Source organism: Chryseobacterium paludis, assembly GCF_025403485.1.
Classification (GTDB): Bacteria; Bacteroidota; Bacteroidia; order Flavobacteriales; family Weeksellaceae; genus Chryseobacterium; species Chryseobacterium paludis.
This window is the reverse complement of sequence record NZ_CP099966.1, coordinates 4,289,991-4,313,746: the sequence shown is the minus strand read 5'-3', so window position 1 is coordinate 4,313,746 and position 23,756 is coordinate 4,289,991. Positions and strand designations below refer to the sequence as shown.

Sequence of the window (23,756 nt, the reverse complement as noted above, 5' to 3'; positions counted from 1 at the left end):
CATAAAAAAGAAGGCTGTTCCAAATTGAAACAGCCTTCTTTTTATTGATTAAGTGACCATACAGAATAACTATTTGGCGGACATTGAATTTTAACTCTTTTATCAGCCTGTGTCGTCGGATACCAGGTGGATGCCCCGGTAAAATCTTTGATCTGTTGATTAGTCCAGTTCGTATCAACCCATCGTTCCTGCCAGCTTGAAGAAGTATTGATATATACAACCAATCCTGGGTTACCATTATAACCATTTCGTCTCGCAATGTATTCATCATTATCCGTGTACAGAATAGAAGTTGTTCCTGTCGCTTTATTATTATGAATCCAAATCAGATTATTTAACCTTTCCTTATTCAACCATTCTTCATAATCTCTGTAAAATATAGTGGGATACCCTTCATGAGTTAAAATATAAGCATAAGCAGGCATCTTATTATAGATAATATCGGTGTCATGATTCGCCACAAAAGTAACCGCCTTATAAGGATTTCTTTTCCACATCATATCATCATTCAAAAGATTAAGATTTCCATTATCAAAAGCTTCATCCATTTTATAGTAGGCTGCAAAATCGAACACCGAACTGTTGGCATTATTTGCCCATGAGTTTAATGTATTTACATCGGAATCCCACAATTCTCCTACAGAAAAACCACCCACATTAGAATTCCAGCTATTCACCACCCAAGCTCCAAAACCTTTTACATAATCGAATCTCCAACCGTCAAACTTCATTACATTTTTATAGTATTTCCCCACAGAATCATCTCTTCCCCAAAGCCAGTCCTGCACATAAGGACGTGCATGGCATAAATCCGGAAAACCACCAAAAGCACCCTCATCATTATTTCCATAAGCATTCTTATAAAAATCATTGTAGCTTCTTGGAAACTTCCCGGAAGCTATTCCTGAAAAATTAGTCCAGGTATTGGTTCCCGTATAAGGATTGGCTTCAGATTGCCCGCCACTGTTATGATTGATAACGATATCAGCATAAACCTGCATATTTTCAGCATGAGCTTTAGTGATCAATGCTTCTAATTCTGCTCTTGAACCAAATCGCGTCTCTATACTTCCATTTTGATTAAAATTTCCAAAATCATAATAATCCGTAGGATCATACCCCATTGAATAAGGACCATTCTGCGCCTTTGATGCTGGCGGCAACCAAACTGCACTTATTCCGGCATTGGACCAGTCGGTCAATTTATCTTTAACGGTATTCCACCAGTTTCCACCTTCGGGAACATCCCAATAAAACCCCTGCATCAGAACTCCACCGCCAGGACCTGCAGTAAATTTACCATTAGCCGATTCTTTTCCTGTACTGAAAGGCCTCCCATCATGATTTGTAACCTGCACTATTTTGGAATGAACCTCTAATTCATTAGAGCTTTTATCTATCACCTCATCATTCGTAGCACAGGAATTCATAATACCTAAAACTACTAATGAAAGAAGGAAATGTTTTTTTTTCATAGTTCGTATTTTAATTATTAATATAACAACTAAAGTACAATTTTATTAAAATAAATTCCAAGGAACGTGAATAAATTTGCTTGTCATTAAAAATATTTCTAAAAACACTATCATAAATTTTCATTAAAAAATCATAAACTTTAAAGATTATCAAGACAATTTTTCTTTTAATCCATATATTTGCATATTATGGAATATAACACCCAAAAAACGCAACTTAATATGCCGGAATATGGCAGAATTATACAACAGTTGGTTGAGCGTTGCAAAGAGCTTCCTTCTAAAGAGGAGAGAAACGAAATGGCAATGGCAATCATCGATTTTATGGGACAAAGAAACCCACAACTTCGTGATGAAGACAATTATAAACATAAACTTTGGGATCATCTATATATTTTAGCCAATCATGAATTGGATGTAGATTCTCCTTATCCTTTTCCTACAAAAGAGCAACTTGAAGAAAAACCTAAAAGAATGGAATATCCAAAACTTCAGGGTGACTTTAAATTTTACGGGAAAAGTATTCTTCAATTAATTGAAAAAGCTATAGAACTTGAACCGGGAGATGAAAAAGAAGCTCTTATCGAGGTTATTGCCAACAACATGAAGAAGTCTTATAATGTATATAATAAAGAACATGTTACTGATGATGTGATTTTCCGTCATTTGAAAGAGCTATCGGAAAACAGATTGGATCTGACTGGAATTGAATCTTTGGAGAAAAGTAAGATCTATTACACGACCAACAACCGAAGCAACAACAATAACAACAACAATCGCAACAGCAATAATAAAAACCAAACCAACAAAAGAAGGCACAACAATAACAACAATCATAAAAACAGAAAGTAAATGAGTGGAACGTTTCAAATAAGAGGAGGAAAGAGACTGCAAGGTGAAATTACTCCACAAGGGGCAAAGAATGAAGCTTTACAAATTTTATGTGCAGTTTTACTAACTGATGAAGAGGTAACAATTAAAAACATTCCCGACATTCACGATGTCAATAGACTCATTGAAATTCTGGGTGACTTTGGAGTAAAAATCACAAAAAACGGACAAGGAGATTATACTTTTAAAGCTGATCGTGTCAATTTTGATTATGTAAGATCAAATGAATTCAAAAAGGACGGTGCAAAATTACGCGGTTCGATCATGCTTATGGGTCCTATGCTGGCAAGATATGGCGAGGCTTATATGCCAACACCTGGTGGAGACAAAATAGGAAGAAGAAGATTAGATACCCATTTTCAAGGATTGGTAGAATTAGGAGCTGAGTTCCATTATGATGAGGAGGAATACTTCTATTCATTAAAAGCTAAAGAGCTTAACGGAAAATTCATTTTATTGGAGGAGGCTTCAGTAACCGGTACTGCTAATATCGTAATGGCTGCAGCTTTAGCAAAAGGTAAAACCAGAATTTATAATGCAGCTTGCGAACCTTATCTACAGCAACTTTGCAAGATGCTAAACAGAATGGGTGCTAATATTTCGGGAATAGGTTCAAACCTATTAACGATTGAAGGAGTTACTCACTTACATGGAACAGAGCACACCATGCTTCCTGATATGGTTGAAATAGGTTCATGGATCGGTCTTGCTGCGATGACAAAATCTGAGCTTACCATAAAAAATGTAAACTGGAATCAATTGGGAGTTATTCCTAATACTTTCAGAAAACTTGGAATCCAGCTTGAACAAAGCAATGATGACATTTATATTCCGGCTCAGGAAAATTATAAAATCCAGAAATTTATTGATGGATCTATTCTTACGATTTCCGATGCACCGTGGCCAGGTTTCACACCTGATTTACTATCCATCATTTTGGTAGTTGCCACTCAGGCAAAAGGCAGCATTCTGGTTCATCAGAAAATGTTTGAATCGAGATTATTCTTTGTTGATAAATTAATCGACATGGGTGCGCAGATCATTTTATGTGACCCACACAGAGCTACAGTTATTGGTCTTAATCAAGAAGCTCCACTTCGTGGAACGACTATGGTTTCTCCAGATATCAGAGCAGGTAACGCTCTTCTTATAGCAGCACTTTCTGCAGAAGGAAAATCGATTATCCACAATATCGAACAGATTGACAGAGGCTACGAAAATATCGATGGAAGACTAAAAGCAATTGGAGCAGACATCGAAAGAATTTAATATATAATTTATTCAAAATATAAAAAAGCGTTCAAGTTAAACTGAACGCTTTTTATTTTTATGACTACTTCGGTTTACCAGCCTCCGCCGCCACCGCCACCACCTCCGCCGCCAGAGAAACCTCCGCCACCAGATCCACTGCCGGAACTGGAAGGCTGTGTAGCTGCAGACTTTATGGAATTCGTAAGGCTTGAGTTTAAACTGTTTGCAAAACTTAAGTGATTGATAGAACTTCCTATATACCAGGCGTGAACATATTCTGTTCCGGTTGCCATACTTTTTAATAAGTCATCAAATTTTTTACCCCAAATTTCATCAACTCCCAATACCATTGCAAATGGAAGGAGTTTTTCAAAAACCTGTGGTGTCAGCTGAGGGGGATTATGGAATTTCAACTGTTCATTTTCAGCGGCACCCATATACATTTTGAAACCTTCAATCAAGGATTTTTTCTTCAGCTTTTCTTCTGATGGCCTTCTAATTAGATATTGATAGATCATCAGTGAGGTAAATGCCAGAGCAATAAAGATGTAACAAATATTAAAGTTATTATCCTCAGTTATTTCATGACCATTTGTTATTAAACCTCCTATACCAAAGAATATGACAAAAGGGATCGGTATTAAGAATTTCCATGAAAGATTCTTAAATAAAAAGCCAACTAAAATAAAGGCTACAAAAAGAACCACAAATAATGCAATTCCAATAGCCACTTTTTCAGCCTCAGGATATATCGTATAACTAAGAAATAATCCGAGAGCATAAACTATCATAATCAATAAAGTTGGCAACACCAGTTTGCCACTGTTATTCCCCTCGTTTAAAAATTTATCGTGCTGGAATTTCAGAGTTTCCTTGAAATTGGTAACTACTCTTTCAATCTTTGAATCATATTTCCCATCAAACTTTACGGAATCAGAAGAGTTTGAAAAAAGAGTATTTAATAAATTAATTTCTTCTTTCGGAAGTGACTGATCTGCTTCTTTCAGTTTTTTAATGGTAAATGTTTTAGAACTAAAAAGTCCTAGAATACCAGAATCTTCACCTTCGATGATCTGAACATATCCTTTTACAGCAAGATTAACTATAGCTGCTGTTAAATATTTATTTTTAAAATTCTCACTTTTTAAATAACCTAAAGAAGCAGGAGAAAGATCTTCGGGAACATTGAACTGCGGATAAACAACAGGTTTTTCAGGATCAACACCATACTTCCTCCATGTTGAATAGTAGTAAAAAATTAATCCTAAGAAAATAATAAACCCACCGATTAAAATTCCAAATTTCTCAAGAAAAGTGGGTGGTGGCGGTGGTATCATTACTCCTTTATTAAACCCTACAGCTATGGTAAGGCCTTCATTTGCCTTAAGATCGGCAGCTGTCCATTCTATGGAATGATCTGATAAAACTTTAGCATTACAGTTTTGTGAATTACTGCCATAAGCTCCGGTGTAACAAGAATTTTGAATTATCCGGGCTCCTTCGGGAAGATTAATTTTCGCGGAAATAGAATCTATATCAAAATCCCAATATGTTCCATTTACATTCCAATACAACTCATCATATTTATCAAAGAATCCTATTTGATGATCTGCCGTATATTTGATCTCATACTCATAATCGCCAGGACTTAATATAATATCTTTGTTTCCTACATATATTTTAAGAAAGCCATCCTCTATCTGATCGTGGTAATTTTCCTCAACTCCATTTTTTTTAATGGAAATGATTGTATACTTTACTTTCCTGGTCTTATTATTAAGGTTTCTTGAAAGCGGTAAAGCGCGATAAATCCCTCTTTTAATATGATCCCCCAAACTGTGAACTTTAATATTTTCCGTAACAGTGATCCCGGAATTCTTATCAACATCAATATCAGAATGAAAGGAAGAAATTTTTTCAGGACTTTCCACGATCGTCATTTGATCCACACGTCGAGGTTCATCCTGAGCAAAACCAACTATAAAAAACAGAAGGTTGAAAAGCAGTAAAAACTTTTTCATCACCTAAAATTTCACAGATGGAACTTCTCTTTCGGCTATATTTTCCAATTCAAAGAATGGCGATTTTTCAAATTTGTACATATTCGCAATGATATTGCTTGGAAAAGACTCTACTAGGGTATTGTTTTCACGAACGGTTCCGTTATAGTATCTTCTTGATTTCTCAATATCATTTTCTATAGAGGTAAGTTCTGACTGTAATTGCTGGAAATTGGCATTTGCCTTAAGATCCGGATACTGTTCAGCTACAGCAAATAGATTCATCATTGCCTGATTCAGGTTTTTCTCAGCTGCCTCTTTACCCTCAACAGAATTGGCACCAACAGCCTGATTTCTTGCTCTTGTAACGCTGTCCAAGGTTTCACGTTCATGACTGGCATATCCTTTTACCGTTTCTACAAGATTTGGAATAAGATCATGACGTTTTTTCAACATTACATCAATACTACTCCAGGCTTCCTGAACAAGGTTTCTAAATTTTACCAAACGGTTATAAATAGAAACTCCATAGAAAAGAAACAAAACAACTACAGCGACAATGATAATAATTGCGATCATAAATTATTGGTTTTATATATGCTAAAAGTACTATTTTTTCAGTTACCACTGATCATAAAAAAAAGCGTTCAGTAAACTGAACACTTTCGTAATTAAAACTATATGAATCTCCCCTAAAAATACTTCCTGCAGATATACTCTACACTGGTATTTAAAAGTTTATTTTTATTCAGATAAAGCTCAAGCTGCTTGCAATCATCTGAATTTGCATTTATATATAACTGAACAGAACCAAAACTACGTCCTTCAATATACTCTACATTAGCAGATAACACCCTGTGATAGATCCCGAACTGGTTGCACATTGCATTTAAAATATTCTCAAACTTCATTTTACCGTTTAATTCTATTTCAAGTATCATTTCTTTTTTTGGCAGGTTGATCTTATTTTGGAGAACCTGCAGGTTCGGACTTGGTGTAATCATCACTAAACATTTTTTTGGTTAGACTATTCTTGATTTTACATTTTCTTATTGCGTTAAATCTGTCACAAAAATATAAAAAAATATTAGTCCACCAAATTAGTAGACTAATATTTTTTAATTTTAACATAAAAAAAGAGAAGTCACTCACTTCTCTCTGTTTTTTATAGTTCTTTTATTCTTTCCAATTTATCTGAACCAGCCAGATCATTGGGATTACAACCAAGCTCTCCTTCAGGGACTTTCAGGTTCTTTTTCTTATAAAACTCTTCCCAGAATATGTTTACTTTTCCTGTTTTTGGATCAATAAATGTCATAGGCTCTAATTTAAAAATATGATCCTCTCTAAATGCTCTTTCAATGAAATCTGAACAGTAATAGGAATTATTATCTAAAATATAATTAAAATTATATGGTTTCCCCAGCATTGATCCAGCTTTTTCAAGTGCAGAAGGAATTGAATTTTGAAATTCTGCTTTTAGCCGATATACTACAATTCTCTGTTTATCTTCAGTCTCCTCTCTTATAAAATCCCTGAGAGATTGTTTCTGAGATCCTCCTTTGGGTGCAGCATGCAATACAAAAAATGAATTCCCTTCTTTCTTTAAAATTCCAATATGATCAAAAGAAGTATTTTTTTGCTTTTGTGTAACGTTATTAATGGCTCCTGAAAGTCCAGTTTCTTTGGCAGTTACAAAAAGTAGATCACCATCTTTAAGGTCAGACCTCTGCCAACTTTTACATCCTGATAATAGAAATAAAAGAATGACAACTATTATATGGTGTATACGCCTATCTTTTAAAATTCGATTCATAACATTCTATCCAGTCTTCAACAGTCATTTTTTCACTTACTTCGGCGATTAATTCGAATGGAATATCTTCCATCTTCTTGAAACGGATACAAGATTTACCCATATCCAGTTTTCTTGCAGAATGTTTTGGAAACTCAGCAACAAACCATTCTAGAAGTTCAGGTTTTGCATATATTCCCATATGGTATAATGCTATAAAGTTCTTTTGGGAAGCTAAGCTTATAAATGGCAATGGTGAACCAGGAGCACAATGATATCCTGCAGGATAAGTTTCTAAAGGTACCGCCCAGCCTACCATTCCATAACTTGGATTATTGATAAATCCTTTCGGTAAATTATCATTTACAGTGTCAAAAAGCTTTCTAAACATCTCTTTCCGGTCCTCAGGAATTTGTGAAATATAATCTTCTACAGAAGCCGCATGGATTTGCATTTTAATTTAGTTTTATTAGTTTTCAAATTAACAAAAATTAAAAATAACTTTATATTATTATACTTAAAATAAAAGAGGCAGCTATAAATGTTATAGCTGCCTCTTTTTATCTTCTCAATAAAATCTATTGTTTAATAGCTTTTACTGTACTTCTTGAACCATCTTTAAATTGGATATTAATCAGGTACAATCCGGAATTCAAAGTACTCAGATTGATTTCTTTTGTTGGATTATCAATAGTTTTTACCAATCTTCCTGACACATCGGTAACACTTACTGATTTCAGATCTCTTGTATCTGAAATATACAATACATCTTTGAATGGGTTTGGATGAATGCTAACTGCTTTTTTATTCCCATTAACTTCAGAAGTACTTAATTGTGCAGATTCTACAATAAAGTTATCAACGTAGAAATTATAATCTGGTGCATCATTTACTGCTCCATCATTTCCGTAAACAGCAAATACTGTATTAGGACTTGTATTGCTTGTTAAATCATATGAATAGGTAGTAGATGTATTGGAAGGAGTATTATTTACATCCCATGTCTGCAATACGGTCCATGTACTTCCGCCATCATTAGAAACCAGGAACTGTACTATATCATCAGATCCCATTGGAGAAGCAGCAGTAGTTGAATACTCTGTCACTCCATAGTCAAATTTTACCCTGTATCCGCCAGCAGAAAGATCAAATGGAACTGTTTTCAACCATCCTGCGCGATTGACACTATAAAGATTAATTCTTGCAGAACCTGTCCCCGTAACATTTAAGAATCCATCTGCTATCCAGTATTGACTGGTGCCGGTTGATCCTGTTGCAGGAGTTCCCCCTGAAACATTAGCCCAGCAATTTCCTGGGAAAGCAGTAAAATCATTAGTATAAGGAGGTACCATTGCGCCACATAAAGTAGTAAAAGTACCACCAACTGACCATCCACTTTGACTTGTTGCTGTGGTACAATTTGTTCTTACCCAGTAATAATAAGTGGTTGATGATGATAAGCTACCAATCGTTGTTGATGTTCCTGTAATCCCAGTCATATTTGGGGTCGTTGTACTTGTAGGTGGCGTATTGGTTGTGCTGTAATACAAATCATAACTTGCCGCTGTCGTTGTTGGTGGAATAGTCCACGAAACCTGTGCAGAATTAGAAGAAAGTGTACCCACTGGCTGCAAAGTTGGGGCAGAACAATCTGTAAAAGCATCTGCTGAGATTGCAAAAATATTAGAGATTCCCGTTCCACCACTTTTAGCTATAGTAATGCTTTGTATAGGTTTTGTTACGTTAGCTGCATCAATATTTAATACAGACTGATACAATCTTGGATTGCTCGCACTCGCTTCCAAGACATCATTGGTCCGGTTAATTCTTCCAATTCCCTGGATTGCAAAATTAGATCCATTATACCAATCTGATAGTGCTATTCCTGAAAATACCTGAGTGGTATTATCTGCAAACGTTACCGTTGCACTTACAGTAGATGTACCACTTCCACTGGTAGAAAGCAAATACAGTTTAAAAGCGGCTTTTGGAAGAGCAAAAACCAGCGTTCCTGTTTCTCCAGTAGTAGCAAGCCTAAGCGAATTATTTGCACTTAGATCTCCTAACTGAAAACTCAACCCTGGCGTACTTGCTACAACTGAATTGATTGTACCATTTACCGGAATACCATAAGTTATAGGTGTACTAGCTGCTGTTAGCTGGAAGTCTTTTGCTACAAAAGCAAACGAAACTCCATCTACATCTATTGTTGTAGAAGTCATAGATGAACCTACTCCATTGGCTATAACATCCGCTGTATATCCGGATACAACCGGCATTGTTTGAAAATTTTGCGCCGCTACATTTGACGCGAAAAAAAGAGTGCATACACTGAATGCACCAAAAAATCGATTTATATTCATAGTAATTTAATATTAGTGCTGTAAATTTATAAAAAAATCAACACAAAACAATTTTGTTTAAATAAAATACAACAATTTAAGATTACAATGTATATATTCGATAAAACACCTCTAAAAAATTAAAAACAATAATAAGTTATTAAAAAAGCATTAATATTTATTACACAATCAGTCTGTTATAAAATTTTTATCAGAAAAAAAATTAAATCTGTAATTCTAAGCTTATAGTATCCTTTATAATTTTAATATTGAAAAATTAAATGTTATTTTTGCCATACAAATTTTTTAAACAATGCCGAATATTTCAAACAGAGCACAACATATGCCGCCATCGCCGGTAAGAAAACTGGTTCCTTTTTCCTTGCTAGCTAAACAAAAGGGAATAAAAGTATATCACCTTAATATCGGACAACCGGACATTGAAACTCCTGAAACCGCTCTAAATGCTTTAAAAAACATTGATTTAAAAGTATTGGAGTACGCTCTTTCTGAAGGAAATATTGAATATAGAAAAGCGCTGACGGAGTACTATCATTCTTTAGATTTTACTGATTTAACTCCTGATAATTTCATTGTTACCAATGGTGGCTCTGAAGCATTGAACTTTGCCATTTCAACTTTATGTGACGATGGTGATGAAGTAATCATTCCTGAACCTTACTATGCTAATTACAATGGATTTACAAGTACATTTAATGTAAATGTTGTAGCAGTTCCATCAACGATTGAAACAGGTTTTGCACTTCCTCCAATTGAAGAATTTGAGAAAAAAATAACAGACAGAACAAGAGCTATCGTCATCTGCAACCCGGGAAATCCAACAGGATATCTTTATACCCGTGAAGAACTTCAAAAATTAGCAGAGATTGCTTTAAAATACGACATCGTAGTTATTTCAGATGAAGTATACAGAGAATATGTTTATGATGGCAAGCAACAGGTTTCAATGCTGGCTTTTCCTGAACTAAGTGAAAACTGTATAATCATTGATTCGGAATCTAAGCGTTATTCTATGTGTGGCGTAAGAATTGGATGTATGATTACACGTTCTAAGAAAATTCATGATGCAGCGATGCTTTTTGCTCAGGCAAGATTAAGCCCTGTTCTTTTAGGACAGATTGCAGCTACTGCAGCACACCAAAATGATGGAGCTTATATCCGTGCGGTAAGAGAAGAATATACACACAGAAGAAACGTATTAGTAGATTTATTAAATGCTATTCCGGGTGTTATTTGCCCAAAACCAAAAGGGGCTTTCTACTGCGTAGCTCAACTTCCTGTTGATGATACTGAAAAATTTGCTCAATGGTTGCTGGAAAAATATTCTCTTAATAATGAAACCATTATGGTAGCACCAGCGGGTGGCTTCTACAGCAATCCTGAACTAGGAAAAAAACAGGTAAGAATTGCTTACGTACTAAAAGAGCAAGATTTAAGAAGAAGTGTTGAAATCCTAAAGGAAGCACTGAAACAATACAAATTAGAATTTAATCTCTAAATTATAAAGATGTCAGCAATAGGAAAATCTGTTTTGAAAATTATATTTTCAATGCTTTTATTGCTGACATTTTTTTTCTGTAATAAGAAAGAAGAAAAAAAAGCCGCTCCCAAAAACCCTAATGAGATCACCTTCATCAGTGTATCGAATATTGGTGGTGACCTGGGAGATTACAGGATCATTAAAGCAACTAAAGATTCGATCTCTTTAGAGATGGGCAGCACGGCCAAGAAAACACACAAATACTGGGGATCTTCAAACAATCTGAAAAACTGGCAATATCTGATCTCGACCATTAACGTAAAGACATTGAACAAAATTAAGAGCTCGCCAAGCGCTCAGTCAGTAGATGGTATAGACGAAACTTTTCAGATCAGAACACCGAAAAACGCCCATGTTTATGTTAATTCATTTCATGATACGGTCCACTATAAACAACTTCAAATGCTTAAAAGCAGAATAGAAGAGATTCTGCCCAAAGAATACCAACTACCTTATGCAAGATAATTTTTCTCTAAAAGCCTATAATACTTTTGGTGTTGAAGCTACAGCAAAATATTTCACAGAAGTCAGTACAATCGAAGACCTAAAAGAAGCAATTCGATTTTCTACTTCTTATTCATTACCCATTCTGTTTTTAGGAGGTGGCAGTAATGTGTTATTGACTAAAGATTTTGAAGGTGTAGCTATTCAGATTAATCTAAAAGGAATTTCTGAAGAGAATGTAGACGAAAACAATATTTTGGTAACAGCAAGATCAGGCGAAAACTGGCATGAATTTGTGATGTATTGCCTCGATAAAAATTATGGCGGACTGGAAAACCTTTCATTAATCCCTGGAAATGTAGGAACCTCTCCCATGCAGAATATTGGCGCCTACGGAACAGAAATAAAAGATGTGTTCGTAAGTTGTACAGTCTTGAATTTAGAAACATTGGATATTGAAACATTTGATTTAGAAAAATGCAGATTCGGATATAGAGATTCTATTTTCAAGCAGGAAGGAAAAGGTAAATATGTGATCCTGGATGTGACATTCAGATTAACCAGAAAAGATCATCCTATTAAAACCGAATATGGAGCGATAAAGGGTGAACTCGAAAAATTAAATATTGAAAACCCTACCATTCAGGATGTTTCTAAAGCAGTGATCAACATCAGACAAAGTAAACTTCCAGACCCTAAAATTATTGGAAATGCAGGCAGCTTTTTTAAAAATCCCACAATTCCTCAACCTCAATTTGAAGCTCTAAAAGAAAAGTTCGAAAATATTCAAGGTTACCCAGCCGGAGATCAGGTAAAAGTCCCCGCAGGATGGCTTATTGAACAGTGTGGCTGGAAAGGAAAACAAATTGGCAATGTTGCATCGCATCAATTACAATCTCTGGTTATTATCAATGCTACCGGAAATGCAACAGGCAAGGAAATTTTTGATTTTTCTACAGAGATCATCAATTCTGTAAAAGAAAAATTCAGTATTGAACTGGAAAGAGAGGTAAATATTATCTAAAAATAAAGAAGACGATTATTTTTAAATACAGACAGCCTTATTTATGGCTGTTTTTTTGTTTAAGTTTCTAGCTCGTTTTTAAAATAAAAAGCACTATTTTAGTTAAAAATTATAAAAACACAATATGAAAATAGCTATTCTGGGAGCCGGAAATATGGGTTTGTCATTTTCAAAATCTTTTTTGAAGTATGAATTAATAAAGGCTGAAGATCTTCACCTGATCACAAGAAACGAATCTAAGTTCGCTAAAATTTCTGAAGAATTTCCTCATTCTAAAATTTCAACTTTTAACGAGGTTAAGGAACTCGATGCTGATCTTATTATCATTGCTGTAAAACCTCAGGACTTTCAAAATGTTGTTGACAATATTCAGTTTTCTTTAAAAGAGAACCAAATGGTTCTGTCCATTATGGCTGGAATTAAAATCGAGAAAATACAAAAATTGTTAAACCATCCAATGGTGGTAAGGGCTATGCCTAATTCCCCTACTCTCCTTGGAATGGGAATTACAGGTTATACTTCCGCTGAAGGTATTTCTTTCAACCAGCTCATCAATGTTGAAAGGCTACTGAACAGTACTGGAAGATCTGTTTATCTGGAAAATGAAGAACTATTGGACGGCGTAACTGCTCTATCAGGAAGTGGACCAGCTTACTTCTATTATATTGTTGATGCAATGATAAAAGCTGGAGTTGAAATGGGAATTGATGAAAACCTTTCCAAACTTTTTGTTAAGCAAACCATGCTCGGAGCTTATCATCTCATGAACAATTCTGAAAAAAATATTGAAGAACTGATAAAAGATGTTGCATCAAAAGGTGGTACAACTGAAGCTGCTTTAAAAACCTTTGAAGAAAACAATTTCAAAGAAATCTTAAAGAAAGGCATTCTGAATGCTGAGAAACGTGCTAAAGAGTTAAATGGTTAAATTTATCCTCCAGCAATTTACGCATTAACCAACCAAGATAGACTCCGAAAGTGTTTAATATAATATCATCCACTTCAAAAATTCCCATTCTTGTAAAATATTGAAATGCTTCTACGATTGTAATCGCAGACAAAAAACTAAACAAAAGACTTTTAAGGTTATTAAGACCCGGGAAAATCCATCCTAAAAAGCCAAAAGGAATAAACATAATAACATTTCCCAATACAATCAGAATGATATCTTTCCAAAGAATTGTTTCTTTTATATACCAGATGGTTGATAAAACAGGTTCCATCCTTACCACATTATCCTCATACTGAACCCGACCCATTCCTAAAAACATAAGGTAGAGCAAAATCAGGCTGTAAGGGCCAATAACAAATTTGTAAATTTTCTTTAACATCAATTGCAAATTTATTCATTTCAAAAACATTAAATTTGTGTGTTAATCTAATTTAATGAAATACGTTTTACTTACGCTCATTTCAGCGATGCTATTGTCCATATCATGGCCAACTTACGGGATTCCGTTCTTTATCTTTTTTGCCCTTGTTCCACTTCTGATGATGGAACATGGAGTTTCCAAATTTTCAGGTTTCAAAAGAAAGAGCTGGGTAGTCTTTGGACTTTCCTACCTGTGTTTTGTGATTTGGAATATTGTAACAACCGGATGGCTGTATGGATCAAAAAACCCGGACGGAAGCCATTCACTAATGGCTGTAGTATTTCCTGTTCTGGTTAATTCTTTCTTGTATTCCTTGGTTTTTCAATGTTATCATTGGTATAAAAATGCACAGGGAACTTATTGGGGGTTTGCCTTTCTTATAGCGATATGGATGGGATTTGAAAAATTTCATATGAGCTGGGAATTGACCTGGCCATGGCTTAATCTGGGAAATGTGTTTGCTGATTATCCAAAATTAATTCAATGGTATGATACCTTAGGAGCAACAGGAGGAAGTTTTTGGATCCTAGTTATTAATCTATTTATCTTCTATACCATAAGAACCTGGGAAGCAGGACGTAAAAAGAAAGATCTTATCCGAAATACATCAATTACTGCTGCTTTAATCATCATACCAATGATCATTTCAGTAATCAAGTATAATAACTTTAATGAAAAACCTATCGGACAGGTTAATGTTTTAATGCTTCAGCCTGATCTTGATCCTTATGCCGAAAAATATTCAAAAGACAGCTTAACGATCGAAAATGATCTATTAAATCTTGCAGAGAAAAACTCAAAAGGAAAGATCGATTATTATATCGCTCCGGAGACAGCAATTCCCGGAAGAGGCTCTATTTCTGAGACCGCATTTGAAAAAAGTTTACTTTTAAATAACATTAAAGGATTCCTTTCAAAGCATCCCGGTTCTGTCTTTGCTACAGGAATTTCATCACATCATTTCTTTTTAAATGAAAAAGACCTCCCTAAAGAAGCCTATCAAATTAATCCAGGGCTTTGGGTTGCCAGTTATAATTCAGCAATACAAGTTGTCCCTAATCAAAAAGTGGAAGTATATCATAAAGGAAAACTGGTGCCAGGTGTTGAGATCTTCCCCTATATGAGTGTTTTAAAACCCCTTTTAGGCGATGCAATGCTTAATTTAGGCGGATCAGTTGTTTCATTAGGAATAGACAAAGAAAGAGTTGCTTTTTCAAACCCGTACAATAAAGGAAAAATTGCACCGATCATTTGTTATGAAAGTATTTATGGAGAATTCGTAACCGATTATGTAAAAAAAGGAGCTAATTTCCTGGCCATTATGACCAACGATTCATGGTGGGGAGTTACAGAGGGCCATAAACAATTGCTATCTTATGCTAAATTAAGAGCTATTGAAACACGAAGAGAAATCGTCCGTGCTGCCAACAGTGGAATTTCAGCACATATCAATGCGAAGGGTGAAGTTCTGGAGGATACTTTTTATGGGGATCAGACGACATTATTTGCCAGGGTAAATCTTTATGATCAACAGACTTTTTATACAAGAGCTGGTGATCTTTTATCCAGATTTTCAATTTTTGCTTTAGGTTTCTTATTGTTTTACTTTTTAATTAAAAGATTTCAAAACAGACTTAAAAAAAATAAAGGGTGATTCCTAATTAAAAAAAGGAGACTTTGAAAAGTCTCCCGATGTACGTCGTTTCGTTTATTACAAGAAGATCCGACACAAAAAAATACAAACAATAAAAGAGAAAAACCAGCTGGACATCTGGTTTTTCTCATTGATAAACGTTCAATTATTTAATGATGAGTTTTCTGGTGGTCCATTGGTCTTTTATTTTTACTTTCAGAAGATAAACTCCTTTAATTAGATGTGACACATTGAGAGAGCGATCAGCACTCATATCAATACTTAGTTTTTTACCATCTATTGAATACATTTCAACATCAGTTACTTTCTCTCCTTTTATAAATACTTTCTCAGAAGCAGGATTCGGATATATCATAAAATCACGTTCCTTAATGATGTTCTGAGTTCCCAAAGTAGCTTCAGTAGAACGATCAGAATATGCTTTAGAAGCATCTATTGATCTTACACTCCAATATACATTCTGCACCGAAGAATCAAGATCTAAAAACCAGGAAGGTGTTGTCACAATATATTTAGCAATATCATAAACTCCAGGAGTCTTTCCTACCGTAATTTCATAGCTCAAAGCAGTGACCGGTGTTTTATCGTCAGTAGCACCAGTCCATGAGAAATTAAATCGGTTTCCGTTTTTTGTAAGACTAAGGTTTGTAGGAGGCGCAGGCTTTAAATTTGTTTCTGTAGAAACATTTTTGAAGATTTTAGTTAATGAAGGCATTCCCGGATCTGCCCAATCAAATCCGGACAATAAAACATCGAGATGATGATCATTGTTATAGTCAAGTAAATGCACAAAACCAGGGCCTCCTAAACTATGCAAACCTGTAGTTGTATTTTCAGTAAATGTCTGATTAGCCGAATTAAATAAAAACACCTTAACAAGCGCATCATTATTATCATCATTTCCAGACACTATAAAATCGTAATATCCATCATTATTCATATCCCCTACAGCAAGAGCGGGTTCTGATATTTCAGGAACATTCACCTGCTGAATATTAAGATGACCGGTTCCATCATTCATTAATATCCCCAGATACCCAGCAAAATTTTCATCCTGAGCCGCCACAACGATATCTTGATAGCCATCCGCATTAAAATCAGCAAACTCAATTTTTCCATTTGCAAGAGGAAGAAGCGTTTGCGATAATGTAAGCGTCCCGGAATTATTTAAATAAACTCTAAAAATCGGATTGGTATTGACATCGTACCCTAAAATAACCATATCCAGAAGATGATCATTGTTCAGATCTACCATTTTAAAACTACTGTTTTGAGTCCCTTCCATCCATCCTTGAAATAGTTGAAATCCTACAGCTGAATTCTGATAATAGTCTAGTTTATTAACGAAACCTGTTCCATCAATATACTGGGTTCCATTAATTGCATAATCCTGCAATCCATCATGATTAAAATCAAAAACCTCCATGGAACCATAAATCTTCCCCGGCAGCTCAGCTTCTTTTACAAATCCTGAACCTGTATTTCTAAACCGGTAATGCTTATAATTAACAATATCTATATAACTCAATCCTGTAGAAATAATATCAGTAAGACCATCATTATTATAATCGATAAATTTAATATCCCCCAAATGTGTAGCATCCATACCCAAATCTGCATACAGAGTCAGCGTGCTTCCATTATTTTTATAGACTTCATTGAATGATGTATCTGCGCTCCCATCACCATCTGTATCTACAGCTCCATTAATGACTATATCCTGAAATCCATTGTTATCAACATGACCTACATCACTTGCAGAATAATAGAAATTTTTCATACCCGTCTGAACTTCAGAAAAATTTTGCGCCATTATACCAATTGGTAACATAGACAATAAAACATAAACCTTCTTCATGTTATTTTTATTTAGATTAATTAAAAACAAAGATATAAGATTAATTTATCGCTCTTAATTATCTTTACATGAAATTTATCAGTTCTCGCTCCACACCAGTAATACAGTATTATATGGACAATCTTCAATATTATTAATCAAGAGGTTATTTGCAAATATTTTATAAAAGATTTGCCTATCTAAAAAATTCTTCGTTATTTTGCAACCTCAAATATTATACAAATAAGAACATCGAGATATGTCAAGAATTTGCCAAATAACAGGAAAGCGTGCAATGGTTGGTAACAACGTTTCTCACGCTAATAACAAAACGAAGCGTCGTTTTGAAATTAACTTATTGGAGAAGAAGTTTTACCTTCCGGAGCAAGATAAGCACGTAACACTGAAAGTATCAGCTCATGGATTGAGAGTGATTAACAAGATTGGAATCGAAGAAGCTCTAGAAAGAGCTGTAAGAAACGGATTGATTAAAAAGTAATTGAATCATGGCAAAAAAAGGAAATAGAGTTCAAGTAATTCTTGAATGTACAGAGCACAAAGAAAGCGGTATGGCAGGAATGTCTAGATACATTTCTACTAAAAATAAAAAGAACACAACAGAAAGATTAGAGCTTAAAAAGTTCAATCCGGTTCTTAAGAAATATACTCTTCATAAAGAAATCAAGTAATTTATAAAATATAATTTACCATGGCAAAAAAAGTAGTAGCAACCCTACAAAGCGGTCAGTCAAAAAAAATGACTAAAGTTGTGAAAATGGTGAAGTCATCTAAATCAGGTGCTTACGTTTTCGAAGAAAAAGTAATGAATGCAGACGAAGTTGATGTTTATTTGAAAAAATAATCTCATACTTTATTTACAATATAAAAACTACTCATATTTTGGGTAGTTTTTTTGTTATCTTTGCTCACCAGATGCTTTAATCAATTTAATATGAAAAAGATTGCTGTTCTGGTTTTTACGTCAATGTTTCTGTTTTCATTTGGCCAAAGCACAATGAATAGTATAGAATATAAAAACACAGAAAAAGTTTTCACTATAAAAGGTCTCTCGCAATCTGTAAGCATAGATTGTGGAAGTTCTAATATGATCCTCTTATCAGGACAGATTCCTTTAGATGCTAAAGGCAATTTAGTAGGGACTGATAATGTAGAAAAGCAAACAGAGCAGATCTTTAAAAATATTGAGATTATTTTAAAAGAATATGGCGGGACAGGAAAAGATATTGTAAAGCTTGGGATTTTTGTTACCGATATTTCCAAAACACCAGATTTTAGAAAAATCAGAGATCGGTATATCAATCTCCAGAATCCTCCTGTGAGCAGTCTTATAGAAGTAAGTAAACTCTTCCGAGATGACGTGCTTATTGAAGTAGAAGCCACTGCAGTGATTAAAAAAAATAAATAAGAACGGAACTATGAGTTGGTTTAAAAATATTTTCAAAAAAGAAGAAAAAGAAACTTTAGACAAAGGATTGGAAAAATCCAGTCAGGGTTTCTTCGAAAAAATAACAAAAGCCGTAGTCGGTAAAAGCACGGTAGATGATGAAGTGCTTGATGATCTTGAAGAAATACTTATTGCATCGGATGTAGGTGCGTCTACTACTATCAAAATTATCGAAAGGATTGAAGAGCGTGTTGCGAAAGATAAATACGTCAATGTAAGTGAACTCGATAATATCCTCCGTGAAGAAATTTCCAAATTATTATTAGAAAACCCTCATGCAGGAACCGGTAATATAGATTCCACCAAAAAGCCTTATGTAATAATGGTGGTTGGTGTAAACGGAGTAGGAAAAACAACAACTATAGGAAAATTAGCCCATCAATTTAAATCCGAAGGTAGAAAAGTAGTACTTGGTGCTGGAGATACCTTTAGAGCTGCAGCTGTAGATCAATTAACAATCTGGAGTGAAAGAGTTGGTGTACCCATTGTTAAACAAGAAATGGGTTCAGATCCTGCATCTGTTGCTTTCGATACTGTTCAGAGTGCAGTTGCCCAAGGAGCTGATGTTGTAATCATTGATACAGCAGGAAGGCTTCATAATAAAATAAATTTAATGAATGAACTTTCAAAGATCAAAAGAGTGATGCAAAAGGTTATTCCAGACGCTCCTCATGAGATCTTATTGGTTCTAGACGGTTCTACAGGACAGAATGCTTTCGAACAGGCAAAACAGTTCACAGCAGCTACAGAAGTAAATGCTTTAGCAGTTACGAAACTAGATGGAACTGCCAAAGGAGGTGTGGTAATTGGCATCTCTGATCAGTTTCAAATTCCTGTCAAATACATAGGGGTTGGAGAGAAAATGCAGGATTTGCAATTGTTTAATGGTACGGAATTTGTTGACTCATTCTTCAAGAAGAGATGATTTATATCATATTCTCCTTGAGTTTACAAACACAATTCATGTATATTAACAATTAAAAATTTAGAACTATGGGAATTTTAACTTGGATCATTTTCGGTCTTATCGCAGGTGCAATTGCAAAACTTATTATGCCTGGAACACAAGGTGGTGGTTGGTTAATGACTATCATATTAGGAATCGTTGGAGCTTTCGTAGGAGGATTTGTTGGAAGTTTAATCGGCTGGGGAACAGTTGAAAATTTCGACTTTAGAAGCATGCTATTAGCGGTAGGTGGTGCCCTTATTGTCCTTTGGATATTTGGAATGGCCTCGAAGAAAAGCTAAAAAAATATTTATCAAAATTAAAAAGACCGACTTGAAATTCAAGCCGGTCTTTTTTTAAAACAATATATATAATTTAGTTGATCTTTATTTGATAAGGCATTTCCATTTTTACCTCAGATCTTAATTTCTCATCGGTGATCTGTTGTAAGATTTCGTAATTAGCCTTTCCTATTTTACTTTTAATAACTCTGGCAGAAATATCATCTTCATTTAAATCCTTGAAGATTTGTTCAAATGGAGACATTTTCTTTGGATATGAAGCTACATTATAAGATTTCAATCCTGCTTTTTGTGCTGCAAATTTCACGGCATCATTTAATGTTCCAAGTTCATCTACCAAACCAATTTGTTTAGCTCGTGTACCACTCCATACTCTACCTCCACTTACACTATCAATCTGTTCAAAAGTCTGTTTTCTATTTTGTGTAACAAAATGTACGAATCTCTTATACGTTCCTTCAACACTTCTTGTGATCATACTCACGCCGTAAGGTGTTACCCCATTTAACCCCGAATAATATTGGGAGTTGGCATTCGTAGCAACAATATCTGAACGGATTCCATTTTTATTGGCAATATCTTTATAATAAGGTATTACACCAAAAACACCTATGGATCCAGTTAATGTATTAGGTTCTGAATAAATTTTATCTGCAGCCATAGCAATATAATAACCACCTGATGCAGCATAATCACCAAAAGAAACAATAAGAGGTTTTTTCTTTTTTAATTGCTGAAGTTCAAACAAAATCTCATCTGAAGCATTAGCGCTTCCTCCGGGAGAATTAATTCTGAATACAACAGCTTTTACTTTATCATTTTCCTGAAGATCTCTGATATACTTAATATATTTCTCAGAATAAATTTCATTATACCCATCCCCATTATTAATGGATCCTGATGCATACAATACAGCAATCTTATCACCTGATTTATCTTCATCAGAATAAGAATTGATATACTTACCAAGTGAAATTTTATTCAGTTTATCCTTTTCTGTCAGGCTTAATTTAGATTTAATAAGCTCATCATATTCTGTTTTCTGAATCAACTTATCTGCAAGTCTATATTTTAAACTTTGTTCAGGAATCATCCCATACAAACTGTCCACAATAGTTCTGAACTGTGTAGAATCAATTTTTCTGGAAGTTGCAATTTTTGTTGATGTATTCTTCCAGATATCATTTAAAAGCGTACTCAGCTGCTCCTTGTTTTCAGGCGAAATATCATTTCGTAAAAAAGGTTCTACTGCTGATTTAAACTTACCATGACGAATTACCTCAATTCCAATTCCATATTTATCAGCAAAATCTTTGAAGAAAGTAACCTCTGTAGCTAATCCCTTCAACTCTATCATTCCAGATGGATTAAGGAAATATTTGTCAGCAACAGACCCCAGATAATAAGAAATTTGTGAAGCTGCATTTCCGTATGCATATACAAACTTTCCACTTTTCTTAAAATCCTGAATTGCATTTCTTAAATCATCAATCTGAGTGATACCTGCATTAAGATCATCTGCTTCAATGCTTATTCCTTTAATATTATCATCCGTTTTAGCTTTTTCAATTGCTTCTAACGCCTCATATATTAAAATGCTTTTGTTCTGATTGCTGATATTAAATATTCCGGTTTGCTCTTCTGTAGGACTATCAATTATAATGGTCTTTAAATTTATAGTTAAAACAGAGTTCTTTTTTACCACTACCGATTTGTCACTACTCATAGAACTAAACACCAGCATTATGATAAAAAAGAAGAAAAATACAGCACATAGTATGACAATAGCCACTATATTTGCTAAAACATTTTTAAAAAAACTTTTCATATATCAATCATTTTTTAATATGTCGCAACATAAGGTCGTTTTGTTACTAGGGAGTAACCTTGGGGATGGAAAAAAAAATATAGAACAGGCTCTTGAAATGTTAAAATCGGGTGGAATTGAAATGTTAAATATTAGCGTTTTTTTAACATCTGAGCCCGTAGAGTTTGTTAGTTCTAATATTTTTTGTAATATTGCAACAATAATATGCACACATCTTTCACCTATTCAACTACTTGATTTTGTTAAAAGTATTGAATTTGAAATGGGAAGAGTTAACGATTCAAAAGCATTAGGAGGTTACAATGACCGTATTATTGACATTGATATTGTTAAGTATGATGAGTTAAAATTTATATCAGAAAGATTGGAAATCCCACATTTAAAACATCTTTTTGAAAGGGATTTTTCCAGAATATTATTAAAAGATTTTATTTAAATAAAACATAAAACATATTGTATGAAATTAGGTTTATTATTATTGGCCGCGCTGCCTATTGCTACTTATGCTCAGGACAGTACTACAGTAAATTCGTCGGACAAATACCCTAATACATTCTCTTCGGGTTCCGCTAATGTTCAGCCTTTTGACAATAAGGCAAGAAGATTTAACGATTGGTCTATTTCAATCGGTGGTGGTGCTGCATTTATGTCACATGCTGATCTTACTTCATTTTATGATGGAAAGATCAATTGGGGATATAATGCATATATCAGTTTGGATAAACAGATCTCTCACGTTTTCGGTGTTAGTTTAATTTACCAAAGAGGAGAAACTAATCAAAAAGCTAAATTAGATGGTGCTGCAGGTGCAGCCGCTGGTGTAGGTGTAGCCAACACAAGATACGACCAGGTAGCTTTATTAGGTGATGTAAATTTTTCGAATCTATTAAGAAGAGTTGATAATCACTCTCCATACAGATGGGCATTCCATGGGTATGGAGGAATTGGTGTTATGGGATATAATACATCCTTACACGACAACAATGAGTTCAGATGGAGTAATGCTCCTAGAAGAGTTCCTTTATTTATCAAACAGGATTTCGATATTAATTCTATTTTCTACCAATTTGGATTTGGTTTAAAGTATAATGTTTCGAAACTTATTGATATTGAAGCAAGAACAATGTATATCTTAAGCGGTGATGATGAATTTGATGGTGGTGGTAATGCAGGTCCTGCTGATTACGATCCTGCTTCTACAGTGTCTAAGTATAATATGATCAACAAATCAAGATCTGATAATATGTGGACTGTAAACTTAGGGGTATCTTTCAAATTAGGAAAGCATATGTCTCATTTAGCATGGCATGATCCTTTACAAGAGGCTTATTATAGAACAGGTGAACTTGAAAAAGCTACAACTGATCTTGTAGTTTGTGAAAAAGGAGACAACGATAACGACGGAGTTTGTGATGATTGGGACAGAGAACTTAATACTCCTGCTGGTGCAAGAGTAGATGGAGCTGGTGTTGCATTAGACATGGACCTTGATGGAGTTATTGACTTGTATGACAAATGTGTTACAGTTCCGGGACCAGCTGAAAATAACGGTTGCCCAACAGGAAAGT

Annotated in this window: 24 protein-coding genes and 1 pseudogene; 15 read left to right on the top strand and 10 right to left on the bottom strand. The window is 34.5% G+C overall.

Annotated elements, in window-relative coordinates:
- Window positions 1-41 precede the first annotated feature (41 nt).
- On the bottom strand, window positions 42-1,475 hold the full coding sequence (locus NG806_RS19545) for an alpha-amylase (protein ID WP_214832953.1): 1,434 nt from the start codon (window positions 1,473-1,475) through the stop codon (window positions 42-44).
- Between the two features lie 189 nt (window positions 1,476-1,664).
- On the opposite strand from NG806_RS19545, the gene NG806_RS19540 reads away from it, so the two are divergent.
- On the top strand, window positions 1,665-2,327 hold the full coding sequence (locus NG806_RS19540; protein WP_214832955.1) for a DUF4290 domain-containing protein: 663 nt from the start codon (window positions 1,665-1,667) through the stop codon (window positions 2,325-2,327).
- Entirely contained in the window at window positions 2,328-3,635 is a 1,308-nt protein-coding gene (murA, locus tag NG806_RS19535; RefSeq protein WP_214832957.1) for a UDP-N-acetylglucosamine 1-carboxyvinyltransferase, read from the top strand.
- A gap of 74 nt (window positions 3,636-3,709) precedes the next feature.
- On the opposite strand, the gene NG806_RS19530 is transcribed toward murA, so the two are convergent.
- The 6 genes from NG806_RS19530 to NG806_RS19505 all read right to left on the bottom strand — a co-directional run bounded on the left by NG806_RS19530 (window position 3,710) and on the right by NG806_RS19505 (window position 9,691).
- The gene (locus tag NG806_RS19530; RefSeq protein ID WP_261511091.1) at window positions 3,710-5,638 is read right to left on the bottom strand and encodes a DUF2207 domain-containing protein; all 1,929 of its coding nucleotides are present in this window, start codon (window positions 5,636-5,638) and stop codon (window positions 3,710-3,712) included.
- A gap of 3 nt (window positions 5,639-5,641) precedes the next feature.
- Window positions 5,642-6,196, bottom strand: a complete 555-nt coding sequence (locus NG806_RS19525) for a LemA family protein (RefSeq protein ID WP_214832960.1) — start codon at window positions 6,194-6,196, stop codon at window positions 5,642-5,644.
- Between the two features lie 113 nt (window positions 6,197-6,309).
- A complete protein-coding gene (locus NG806_RS19520; protein ID WP_214832962.1) occupies window positions 6,310-6,621 on the bottom strand; it encodes an NIL domain-containing protein in 312 nt (103 codons plus the stop codon).
- A 161-nt stretch (window positions 6,622-6,782) separates the two neighbouring features.
- Window positions 6,783-7,433: a YiiX/YebB-like N1pC/P60 family cysteine hydrolase gene (locus NG806_RS19515; RefSeq protein WP_261511090.1), complete on the bottom strand. Its 651-nt coding sequence runs from the start codon at window positions 7,431-7,433 to the stop codon at window positions 6,783-6,785.
- Complete coding sequence (locus NG806_RS19510; protein WP_261511089.1) at window positions 7,411-7,866, bottom strand: DUF1801 domain-containing protein; 456 nt, start codon at window positions 7,864-7,866, stop codon at window positions 7,411-7,413. Before NG806_RS19510 ends, NG806_RS19515 begins: the two co-directional genes overlap by 23 nt.
- A gap of 124 nt (window positions 7,867-7,990) precedes the next feature.
- A complete protein-coding gene (locus NG806_RS19505; RefSeq protein WP_261511088.1) occupies window positions 7,991-9,691 on the bottom strand; it encodes a T9SS type A sorting domain-containing protein in 1,701 nt (566 codons plus the stop codon).
- Between the two features lie 376 nt (window positions 9,692-10,067).
- Between NG806_RS19505 and NG806_RS19500 the strand changes: the two genes are divergently transcribed.
- The 4 genes from NG806_RS19500 (at window position 10,068) to proC (ending at window position 13,711) form a co-directional block, all read left to right on the top strand.
- Entirely contained in the window at window positions 10,068-11,273 is a 1,206-nt protein-coding gene (locus tag NG806_RS19500) for a pyridoxal phosphate-dependent aminotransferase (protein WP_214832970.1), read from the top strand.
- Window positions 11,274-11,282: 9 nt separating this feature from the next.
- On the top strand, window positions 11,283-11,780 hold the full coding sequence (locus NG806_RS19495) for a hypothetical protein (RefSeq protein ID WP_214832972.1): 498 nt from the start codon (window positions 11,283-11,285) through the stop codon (window positions 11,778-11,780).
- Window positions 11,770-12,783, top strand: a complete 1,014-nt coding sequence (murB, locus tag NG806_RS19490; RefSeq protein ID WP_261511087.1) for a UDP-N-acetylmuramate dehydrogenase — start codon at window positions 11,770-11,772, stop codon at window positions 12,781-12,783. Before NG806_RS19495 ends, murB begins: the two co-directional genes overlap by 11 nt.
- A 124-nt stretch (window positions 12,784-12,907) precedes the next feature.
- Window positions 12,908-13,711: a pyrroline-5-carboxylate reductase gene (proC, locus tag NG806_RS19485; RefSeq protein ID WP_261511086.1), complete on the top strand. Its 804-nt coding sequence runs from the start codon at window positions 12,908-12,910 to the stop codon at window positions 13,709-13,711.
- Here proC and NG806_RS19480 read toward each other — a convergent pair.
- Entirely contained in the window at window positions 13,692-14,114 is a 423-nt protein-coding gene (locus tag NG806_RS19480; protein WP_261511085.1) for a VanZ family protein, read from the bottom strand. The genes proC and NG806_RS19480 overlap by 20 nt on opposite strands.
- 55 nt (window positions 14,115-14,169) lie before the next feature.
- Here NG806_RS19480 and lnt point away from each other — a divergent pair, with 55 nt between their 5' ends.
- Window positions 14,170-15,810 (top strand): apolipoprotein N-acyltransferase, encoded by a 1,641-nt coding sequence (lnt, locus tag NG806_RS19475; RefSeq protein ID WP_261511084.1) that lies wholly within the window; start codon window positions 14,170-14,172, stop codon window positions 15,808-15,810.
- A 145-nt stretch (window positions 15,811-15,955) separates the two neighbouring features.
- On the opposite strand, the gene NG806_RS19470 is transcribed toward lnt, so the two are convergent.
- Window positions 15,956-17,668, bottom strand: coding sequence for a T9SS type A sorting domain-containing protein (locus NG806_RS19470; protein WP_261511083.1), 1,713 nt, complete (start codon window positions 17,666-17,668; stop codon window positions 15,956-15,958).
- A 238-nt stretch (window positions 17,669-17,906) separates the two neighbouring features.
- On the opposite strand from NG806_RS19470, the gene rpmB reads away from it, so the two are divergent.
- The 6 genes from rpmB (at window position 17,907) to NG806_RS19440 (ending at window position 20,360) form a co-directional block, all read left to right on the top strand.
- Window positions 17,907-18,146 (top strand): 50S ribosomal protein L28, encoded by a 240-nt coding sequence (rpmB, locus tag NG806_RS19465; RefSeq protein WP_007841810.1) that lies wholly within the window; start codon window positions 17,907-17,909, stop codon window positions 18,144-18,146.
- A 7-nt stretch (window positions 18,147-18,153) separates the two neighbouring features.
- Window positions 18,154-18,336 carry a 50S ribosomal protein L33 gene (gene rpmG, locus NG806_RS19460; RefSeq protein WP_214832984.1) on the top strand — a complete coding sequence of 61 codons (183 nt, stop codon included), beginning with the start codon at window positions 18,154-18,156 and terminating at the stop codon, window positions 18,334-18,336.
- A 20-nt stretch (window positions 18,337-18,356) separates the two neighbouring features.
- The gene (locus NG806_RS19455; protein WP_214832986.1) at window positions 18,357-18,509 is read left to right on the top strand and encodes a DUF4295 domain-containing protein; all 153 of its coding nucleotides are present in this window, start codon (window positions 18,357-18,359) and stop codon (window positions 18,507-18,509) included.
- Window positions 18,510-18,599: 90 nt separating this feature from the next.
- The gene (locus tag NG806_RS19450; protein WP_214832988.1) at window positions 18,600-19,073 is read left to right on the top strand and encodes a RidA family protein; all 474 of its coding nucleotides are present in this window, start codon (window positions 18,600-18,602) and stop codon (window positions 19,071-19,073) included.
- A 10-nt stretch (window positions 19,074-19,083) separates the two neighbouring features.
- Entirely contained in the window at window positions 19,084-20,037 is a 954-nt protein-coding gene (gene ftsY / locus NG806_RS19445) for a signal recognition particle-docking protein FtsY (RefSeq protein WP_214832990.1), read from the top strand.
- A 68-nt stretch (window positions 20,038-20,105) separates the two neighbouring features.
- Complete coding sequence (locus NG806_RS19440) at window positions 20,106-20,360, top strand: GlsB/YeaQ/YmgE family stress response membrane protein (protein WP_214832992.1); 255 nt, start codon at window positions 20,106-20,108, stop codon at window positions 20,358-20,360.
- 73 nt (window positions 20,361-20,433) lie between these two features.
- Here the strand turns inward: NG806_RS19440 and sppA are convergent, their stop codons facing one another.
- Complete coding sequence (gene sppA / locus NG806_RS19435) at window positions 20,434-22,188, bottom strand: signal peptide peptidase SppA (RefSeq protein ID WP_261511082.1); 1,755 nt, start codon at window positions 22,186-22,188, stop codon at window positions 20,434-20,436.
- Window positions 22,189-22,207: 19 nt separating this feature from the next.
- Between sppA and folK the strand changes: the two genes are divergently transcribed.
- Window positions 22,208-22,624 carry a 2-amino-4-hydroxy-6-hydroxymethyldihydropteridine diphosphokinase gene (folK, locus tag NG806_RS19430; protein WP_214833221.1) on the top strand — a complete coding sequence of 139 codons (417 nt, stop codon included), beginning with the start codon at window positions 22,208-22,210 and terminating at the stop codon, window positions 22,622-22,624.
- 21 nt (window positions 22,625-22,645) lie between these two features.
- Window positions 22,646-23,749, top strand: a pseudogene (locus tag NG806_RS19425) (OmpA family protein); the annotation flags it as partial.
- Window positions 23,750-23,756 lie beyond the last annotated feature (7 nt).

Excerpts from the sequence above, each read along its gene's own strand:
- NG806_RS19470 (WP_261511083.1), bottom strand. The coding sequence starts at position 17,668 with ATGAAGAAGGTTTATGTTTTATTGTCTATGTTACCAATTGGTATAATG.
- rpmB (WP_007841810.1), top strand. The coding sequence starts at position 17,907 with ATGTCAAGAATTTGCCAAATAACAGGAAAGCGTGCAATGGTTGGTAAC.
- folK (WP_214833221.1), top strand. The coding sequence starts at position 22,208 with ATGTCGCAACATAAGGTCGTTTTGTTACTAGGGAGTAACCTTGGGGAT.
- ftsY (WP_214832990.1), top strand. The coding sequence starts at position 19,084 with ATGAGTTGGTTTAAAAATATTTTCAAAAAAGAAGAAAAAGAAACTTTA.
- NG806_RS19455 (WP_214832986.1), top strand. The coding sequence starts at position 18,357 with ATGGCAAAAAAAGTAGTAGCAACCCTACAAAGCGGTCAGTCAAAAAAA.
- NG806_RS19500 (WP_214832970.1), top strand. The coding sequence starts at position 10,068 with ATGCCGAATATTTCAAACAGAGCACAACATATGCCGCCATCGCCGGTA.
- proC (WP_261511086.1), top strand. The coding sequence starts at position 12,908 with ATGAAAATAGCTATTCTGGGAGCCGGAAATATGGGTTTGTCATTTTCA.
- NG806_RS19480 (WP_261511085.1), bottom strand. The coding sequence starts at position 14,114 with ATGTTAAAGAAAATTTACAAATTTGTTATTGGCCCTTACAGCCTGATT.
- NG806_RS19450 (WP_214832988.1), top strand. The coding sequence starts at position 18,600 with ATGAAAAAGATTGCTGTTCTGGTTTTTACGTCAATGTTTCTGTTTTCA.
- NG806_RS19440 (WP_214832992.1), top strand. The coding sequence starts at position 20,106 with ATGGGAATTTTAACTTGGATCATTTTCGGTCTTATCGCAGGTGCAATT.
- NG806_RS19515 (WP_261511090.1), bottom strand. The coding sequence starts at position 7,433 with ATGAATCGAATTTTAAAAGATAGGCGTATACACCATATAATAGTTGTC.
- NG806_RS19495 (WP_214832972.1), top strand. The coding sequence starts at position 11,283 with ATGTCAGCAATAGGAAAATCTGTTTTGAAAATTATATTTTCAATGCTT.
- NG806_RS19510 (WP_261511089.1), bottom strand. The coding sequence starts at position 7,866 with ATGCAAATCCATGCGGCTTCTGTAGAAGATTATATTTCACAAATTCCT.
- NG806_RS19520 (WP_214832962.1), bottom strand. The coding sequence starts at position 6,621 with ATGATTACACCAAGTCCGAACCTGCAGGTTCTCCAAAATAAGATCAAC.
- sppA (WP_261511082.1), bottom strand. The coding sequence starts at position 22,188 with ATGAAAAGTTTTTTTAAAAATGTTTTAGCAAATATAGTGGCTATTGTC.
- murA (WP_214832957.1), top strand. The coding sequence starts at position 2,328 with ATGAGTGGAACGTTTCAAATAAGAGGAGGAAAGAGACTGCAAGGTGAA.
- murB (WP_261511087.1), top strand. The coding sequence starts at position 11,770 with ATGCAAGATAATTTTTCTCTAAAAGCCTATAATACTTTTGGTGTTGAA.
- NG806_RS19545 (WP_214832953.1), bottom strand. The coding sequence starts at position 1,475 with ATGAAAAAAAAACATTTCCTTCTTTCATTAGTAGTTTTAGGTATTATG.
- lnt (WP_261511084.1), top strand. The coding sequence starts at position 14,170 with ATGAAATACGTTTTACTTACGCTCATTTCAGCGATGCTATTGTCCATA.
- NG806_RS19505 (WP_261511088.1), bottom strand. The coding sequence starts at position 9,691 with ATGCCGGTTGTATCCGGATATACAGCGGATGTTATAGCCAATGGAGTA.
- NG806_RS19540 (WP_214832955.1), top strand. The coding sequence starts at position 1,665 with ATGGAATATAACACCCAAAAAACGCAACTTAATATGCCGGAATATGGC.
- NG806_RS19525 (WP_214832960.1), bottom strand. The coding sequence starts at position 6,196 with ATGATCGCAATTATTATCATTGTCGCTGTAGTTGTTTTGTTTCTTTTC.
- rpmG (WP_214832984.1), top strand. The coding sequence starts at position 18,154 with ATGGCAAAAAAAGGAAATAGAGTTCAAGTAATTCTTGAATGTACAGAG.
- NG806_RS19530 (WP_261511091.1), bottom strand. The coding sequence starts at position 5,638 with ATGAAAAAGTTTTTACTGCTTTTCAACCTTCTGTTTTTTATAGTTGGT.